The following is a 5,745-nucleotide window of genomic DNA, read 5'->3' as shown; positions in this document are numbered from 1 at the left end:
CGGGCACGTCCAGTGCCATGTCGGTGAGCGTCTCGTCCACGACGAGCCACGTCCGCGTGGCGCGCGCCGCCCGGGCCACCTCCCGCCGCTGCTCCTGAGGCATCAGCCGCCCGGTCGGATTGTGGAAGTCCGGGATCAGGTACGCGAGCCGCGGCGCGGTCTGCCGCAGCGCCGCCTCGACCAGCCCGGTGTCCCAGCCGTGCTCGGTGACCGGCACCGGCGTGACCCGCAGACCCCGGCCGCGCATCGCGTCGAGCGCGTTGGCGTACGAGGGGTTCTCGGCCAGCACCCGGTCGCCCGGCCGCCCGAGGAGGGCCAGCACCAGCGACAGGGCCTGCTGGGCGCCGGTGGTCACGAGGATCTGCTCCGGCCGGGTGGGCAGACCGCGCGCCGTGTAGCGCTCCGCGACGGCCGCGCGCAGCGCCGGCAGGCCGTACGGGTGGTAGCCCTGCGTCCGGGCGTAGCGGGGGAGCTCGGCTGTGGCGGCCGCGAGGGCGGCGGCCAGTTCGGCGGCCGGCGCCTCGGGGGCGGCGAGGGCCAGGTCGATGGTGGCGGTGCCCTCGCCGTGGAAGGAGCCGAGCGAAGCCGGGGCCTGCCCCTCGGGCAGGGCGGTCCAGGTGCCGGCGCCCCGGCGGCTGTGCGCGTACCCGCTCTCCCGCAGCAGGTCGTACGCCCCCGTCACCGTCGTCCGGCTCACCGCGAGGGCCCCGGCGAGCTCCCGCTCGGCGGGCAGCCGCAGGCGGAGTGCCACCCGGCCGTCGAGGAGCGCCTCGCGGACCGCCCGCGCGAGCTCGCGGTAGCCGAACCGGCCCTCGGGGGGCGGGGTCAGGAGGGACGCGAGCTGGCGGCCCGTCAGCGTCCGGTCCGCGGTGTGGACCACTCGGGCCTCTGCCATGCCAATCACTCCTCATTGGCTCTGCTGTCCGGGCCAATAAGGCTACAGACTCCTGTCCAGTGGCCTGGTGGCCGCCCACCGGCGGCCCGCGTGCGGTGCGTTCGACGCGCCCGCGGAGGGCCGACAGCGAAGGAGACCGCGATGACCGCCCACTTCACCGACCGCGACGAGCGCCTGTGGCAGCGGCGCGCCGAGGAGCGCCCGGCCCGCCCCTGGGCGGTACGCGCCTGGGTCCGCCGTCTGCGGGCCACGGCCGCCGCGGGTCGCCGCCCCGCCGGCACCGCCGCCGTGCGCCCGGCCCGCACGCGCGTGTGGGAGCCGCTGTGATCCCCGGCCGGGTGGTCGTCGGGGTGAGCGGCTCGCTCGCCTCCCTGGCCGCCCTCCGGCAGGCGAGCGCGCACGCCCGGCGTGCGTCCGTGCCGCTCGTGGCCGTGCTCGCCTGGGAACCGCCGGAGGGGGAAACGCTGTACGCCCGCCACCCCGACCGGGCCTGGGCGCGCCTGTGGGCCGAGGACGCCCGGCTGCGCCTGGCCCGCGCCGTCGAGGACGGGCTGGGCGCGGTCCCGGACGCTCCCGCCGTCGAGCTGAGGACCCTGCGCGCCGCGCCCGTCGCGGGACTGTGCGCGGTGGCCCGTCGTCCGGACGACCTCCTCGTGCTCGGCGCGGCGGCGCGCCCCGGGCTCACGGCGCGCCTGCGGACCCGTCCGGTACGGCGCGGGGTGCTGGCCCGGGCGGCCTGCCCCGTCCTCCTCGTGCCCGGCCCCGCCCTGCGCCCCGGCGAGGCCCGCGTCCTGCGCCGGAGCGCGCGTACCCCCGCACCGGACGGAACCGGGGCGGGGGTACGGGGCCGGGAACCGGGCGCCGGGGTGGGGCGCCACCCCGGGTGACGGGGGCCCGGCGGCCGGAGTTCACACCAGACGGCCCGCGGGCCCCGGCGCCGGGGGTGAGTCGGTCGTGGTCTCCGCGGGGGATTCGGTCGACGGCGCGGTCGACGGGACCACGGCCGGCGCCGACCGGTCCGTCGTGTCCCCCGGTGAGTCGGTGACCGGGCCGGACGGCGGGGACGAGGGACCGTCCGACGGTGGGTCGGAGGGCGGATCCGACGGCGGATCCGACGGCGGGTCGGAGGGCGGTGAGGACGGAGGCGAGGACGGCGGGTCCGGGGACGCCGGCGTCGACGTCGACGGGGAATCGGTCGCGGGCGACGACGGGGGGTCCGTCCCCGGGGACGTGGGCGGCGTGGACACCGAGGGCGTCGGCCGGGGCGGCGGGGGCGTCGGCCGGTCCCGCTCCCCGGTGTCACCCTGCTTGCGGGCGAACCAGCCCTCGTCGACCGGGTCGTACACGACGAAGACCTTCACCACGGTGGGCGCCGGCGCCACCACCACGACCTGCGAGGAGTTGAACCCCTGCCACGGCGTGCCCATCGTGCGCGGGGCCCGCTGGGCCACCGGGTCCGTCAGCGGATTGCCGCAGGCGCAGCGCACCCTGGGCATCCCGCGGCCGTCCACGAGCACCGCCGTGCCGGTCTGGAGGATCGCCTGGTACGAGGTGGCGGCGCCGTCCCGGAAGCCGTGGTTCGTCACCCGGGTGTCCACGCGCAGGTTCAGCGGGGTGAGGGACCGCAGGTACGACGGGACGTCGTCCGGCCGGATGCCGAGGACCTTGGCGAAGGCCGTGTTCTTGGCGGGTTCGTCGGCCAGGAACCGGATCTGCCGCTCCACGTCGCAGCTCGCCACGGACCGCGTTCCGCCGTACAGGCCGGGCGCCGCACCCGACACCCGCGGGGTGCCCGCCTCGGCCGAGGCCGTACGGGGCGGCAGCGAGGCCGGCGCGGAGGAGGCGCCGTCCGTGCGGGCGGTGGAGGGGGTGAACGGATCCGGGCCGGTCGCCGCGGCGTTCTGCAGGAAGACCTCGCCCCCGCCGGACCGGGCGGTGTCACCCGAACCGTCCGGCCTGTTGGTGAGCACCACGGCGAGGGCGGCGACGGCGACCAGGACGGCGGTCACCGAGGCGACCTTCGGGACGGAGCGCCACCAGGGGCCGCCGCCCTTGCCGCCGTCGGCCGGGGAGCTGCCCGACGGTCCGCCCGGCGGCGGGCCGCCGTCCGGGGGACCGCCACCGCCCGGACCGCTCCGGCCGCCACCGCCGCTCGGGGGTCCGGGCGGCGGGGGAGGACCGGCGGAACCGGTGGAACCCGGGCGTGCGCCGGGACCGGAGAGGGGGCCGGAGGGCGGGCCTGCGGGCGGCCCCGACGGGGGGCCGGACGGCGGGTGGGAAGTCACGTTTTTCCCTTTCTTCCGTTCCGCGCCCATTGTGTGCGCGGAACGGCCGCCCCCCGCAAGCGGAGCGCCCCCACCCGGCACGCGCCGGGGCGGGGGACACCACCGCCCGTCACCGGTCGGACGCGGCCCGGCGGCGCGCGGACCCCACCGGTACTAGCGTGGACGGCGTGCGCAAGCGGCTCCCCACCCCCACGCCCAGGCCGACCTCCGCGACGACCGGAGGCCACCTCGTCCGCATGGCCGCGCAGGCCCTCGCGGCCGTGGCCGCCGGACTCCTCGCCATGGCGGTCACCGCGGCGCTCGGCCTCCGGGCCGCCGGCGCCGCCGACCTGCCCGGCGGATTCCCCGCCGTCCTCGCCGCGGTCGTCGTCATGGCCGCCGGCGGCGCCGTCGAACTCTCCGGCGACGCCGGCGCCCTGGCCGGAACCCGCGCCGAACTCACCGCCATGCCCCTCACCGTCACCCTCGTCGGCGCGCTCGTCACCGGCGCCCTCTTCCTGCGGCCCCTGCGCCACCACGCCGTGACACCCGGCCGTGAACTCCTCCTCCGCGCCGCCTGCACCGTCGTCCTGTGGCTGCTCGCCCTCACCGGCCTCGCCGCCCTCGCCCGACACGACTTCCGCCTCACGCTCCCCGGCGGCCCCGAGGACAGCCCCCTCGGCGACCTCTTCGGCGAACTCCTGGACGCCGCGAACCCCACCGTCGGCTTCCGCGCCGACCTCGGCCCGACCCTCTTCCACGGACTCCTGTGGATCCTCGGCGTCCTCCTGATCGCCCTCCTGGTCTCCCGGGCCGCCCCGCTGCCCGCCCGCCTCCTGCGCCATCAGGAGGCCGTGCGGCCCGCGGCCTCCGCGATGCTCCTGCTGCTCCTCGCGTACGTCCTCACGGGCCTCGTCGTGGGCCTGGTCGTCGCCGCCACCCGGGGCCACGCGGCCCAGACGTTCGCCGTCCTCCTGCTCGGACTGCCCAACATCACCTGGCTCGCGCTCGGCGTGGGCATCGGCGGCGCCTGGGAGGGGAAGGCCGAGGGGCCGTTCGGCCTGCCCATGCCGCAGGTCCTCGACGCCGTCCTCCGCTCCGGCGGCGACGGGAGTGCCGACCCCTTCGGCGGCGGGCGGACCGGCCTGTCCACGGTCGACCTGTCCTCGCTCGCCGCGCAGGACGGCCGCGCCTGGTGGCTCCTGCCCGTCGCCGCCGTGCTGCTCCTCGCCGCCGCGTTCGTGGCGGCCGTCCGCTCGCCCGCCCGGGTACGGCTCTGGCAGCACGCCCTCCACCTCGGCGTCGCCCTCGCCCTGACGCTCCTGGTCACCGCGCCGCTCACCCACGTGGAAGCCCGCTTCGGCCTCTCGATCCTCGGCATCGGCGAACTCGACTCCCTCGGCGGCGAGGTCCTGCTGCGCCCCCACGTCTGGCGGACCGTCGGCCTCGCCCTGGTCTGGGGCCTCGTCGCGGGCCTGCTCGGCGGCCTCCTCGCCTCCCGTGTGCGCCGCAAGGGCGAAGTCCCCGCCACCCCCTCCTGACCCCGCCCCCGCACCGAGTCCCTACACCTCGCGGAAGACCGGCCGCGCCCACGCGGGCGGCGCCGGCGGCGGGCCCACCGGTCCCGCCGAGGAGCCGGGACCACTCCGCCCCGGCCCCCACCGCGTCGCCCCGGCGCCCGACAGCAGGGCGGCCCGCAGCTCCGCGACGAACTCCAGGCAGGTCCCGTACCGCTCCTCGGGCGTCTTCGCGAGCGCCCGCGCGAACACCGCGTCGGCCGCGCCCGCGAGGCCCGGCCGCAGCTCGGAGAGCGGCGGCGGCGGATCGTACTGCTGCGCCCACAGCACCGCCCAGTCGGTGTCCCGCCGGAACGGCGGCACCCCCGCCAGCGTCTCGAAGACCACGCAGGCCAGCCCGTACACGTCGCACCGGCCGTCGACCGGTTTCCCCGAGATCTGCTCCGGCGCCACGTAGTCGAGCGTGCCCACGAACTCGCCCACCGTCGTGAACCCGGTCAGCGACAGCGACTTCTTCGTCAGCCCGAAATCGGTCAGGTACACGTGCTCCGGGTGGTCGCCGTCCGTTCCTTCCGCCACCAGGATGTTGCCCGGCTTCACGTCCCGGTGGACCAGGTCGTGCGCGTGCGCCGCGTCGAGCGCCGACGCCACCTGCGCCGCGATCCGGCCCGCCTTCTCCGGCGGCAGCGGCCCCTCGCGGCCGAGCAGCGCCGCCAGGTCCTGCCCGGCCACGTACCGCATCGCGATGTACAGGACCCCCTCCGTCTCCCCGGCGTCGAAGACCGGCACGATGTGCGGGTGGTCGATGGAGGCCGCGACCCGTGACTCGTGCGCGAACCGCTTCCGGAAGGTGTCGTTGCGGGCCAGCTCGGGCGCCAGCAGCTTCAGTGCCACGGTCCGGTCGAGCCGGAGGTCGTGCGCCCGGTAGACGACCGCCATGCCGCCGCGTCCGATCTCGTCCTCCACCCGGTAGCCCGCCACCTCCCGGCCGAGCAGCCCGGAGGGCCGGCCCGCCGGAAGCCCCGCCTCCCGGTCGCCGCCCGTCACGGCCCCTCACCCGCCGGGCCCG

The 5,745-nt window shown here is 77.8% G+C and carries 6 protein-coding genes; 3 read left to right on the top strand and 3 right to left on the bottom strand.

All coding sequences use genetic code 11. The features are described 5' to 3' along the window. On the bottom strand, positions 1-895 hold an 895-nt coding region (locus tag RIF68_RS25150; protein WP_309053580.1), incomplete at its 3' end, for a PLP-dependent aminotransferase family protein. Between the two features lie 141 nt (positions 896-1,036). On the opposite strand from RIF68_RS25150, the gene RIF68_RS25145 reads away from it, so the two are divergent. Next, the gene (locus RIF68_RS25145) at positions 1,037-1,222 is read left to right on the top strand and encodes a hypothetical protein (RefSeq protein WP_309053579.1); all 186 of its coding nucleotides are present in this window, start codon (positions 1,037-1,039) and stop codon (positions 1,220-1,222) included. Next, on the top strand, positions 1,219-1,782 hold the full coding sequence (locus RIF68_RS25140) for a universal stress protein (RefSeq protein WP_309053578.1): 564 nt from the start codon (positions 1,219-1,221) through the stop codon (positions 1,780-1,782). The genes RIF68_RS25145 and RIF68_RS25140 overlap by 4 nt, the downstream gene beginning before the upstream one ends. Positions 1,783-1,803: 21 nt before the next feature. Here RIF68_RS25140 and RIF68_RS25135 read toward each other — a convergent pair whose 3' ends face one another. Further along, positions 1,804-3,180: a DUF6777 domain-containing protein gene (locus RIF68_RS25135; RefSeq protein ID WP_375165157.1), complete on the bottom strand. Its 1,377-nt coding sequence runs from the start codon at positions 3,178-3,180 to the stop codon at positions 1,804-1,806. A 236-nt stretch (positions 3,181-3,416) separates the two neighbouring features. Here RIF68_RS25135 and RIF68_RS25130 point away from each other — a divergent pair, with 236 nt between their 5' ends. Further along, a complete protein-coding gene (locus tag RIF68_RS25130; protein ID WP_309053581.1) occupies positions 3,417-4,700 on the top strand; it encodes a streptophobe family protein in 1,284 nt (427 codons plus the stop codon). 21 nt (positions 4,701-4,721) lie between these two features. Here the strand turns inward: RIF68_RS25130 and RIF68_RS25125 are convergent, their stop codons facing one another. Next, a complete protein-coding gene (locus RIF68_RS25125; RefSeq protein ID WP_309053576.1) occupies positions 4,722-5,723 on the bottom strand; it encodes a serine/threonine-protein kinase in 1,002 nt (333 codons plus the stop codon). Positions 5,724-5,745: the final 22 nt, after the last annotated feature.

The sequence above is a fragment of the Streptomyces sp. genome (genome assembly GCF_031178505.1).
GTDB lineage: Bacteria > Actinomycetota > Actinomycetes > Streptomycetales > Streptomycetaceae > Streptomyces > Streptomyces gulbargensis.
Note: the sequence above shows the minus strand (reverse complement) of the source record. Positions and strands in the feature narration are given on the sequence as shown.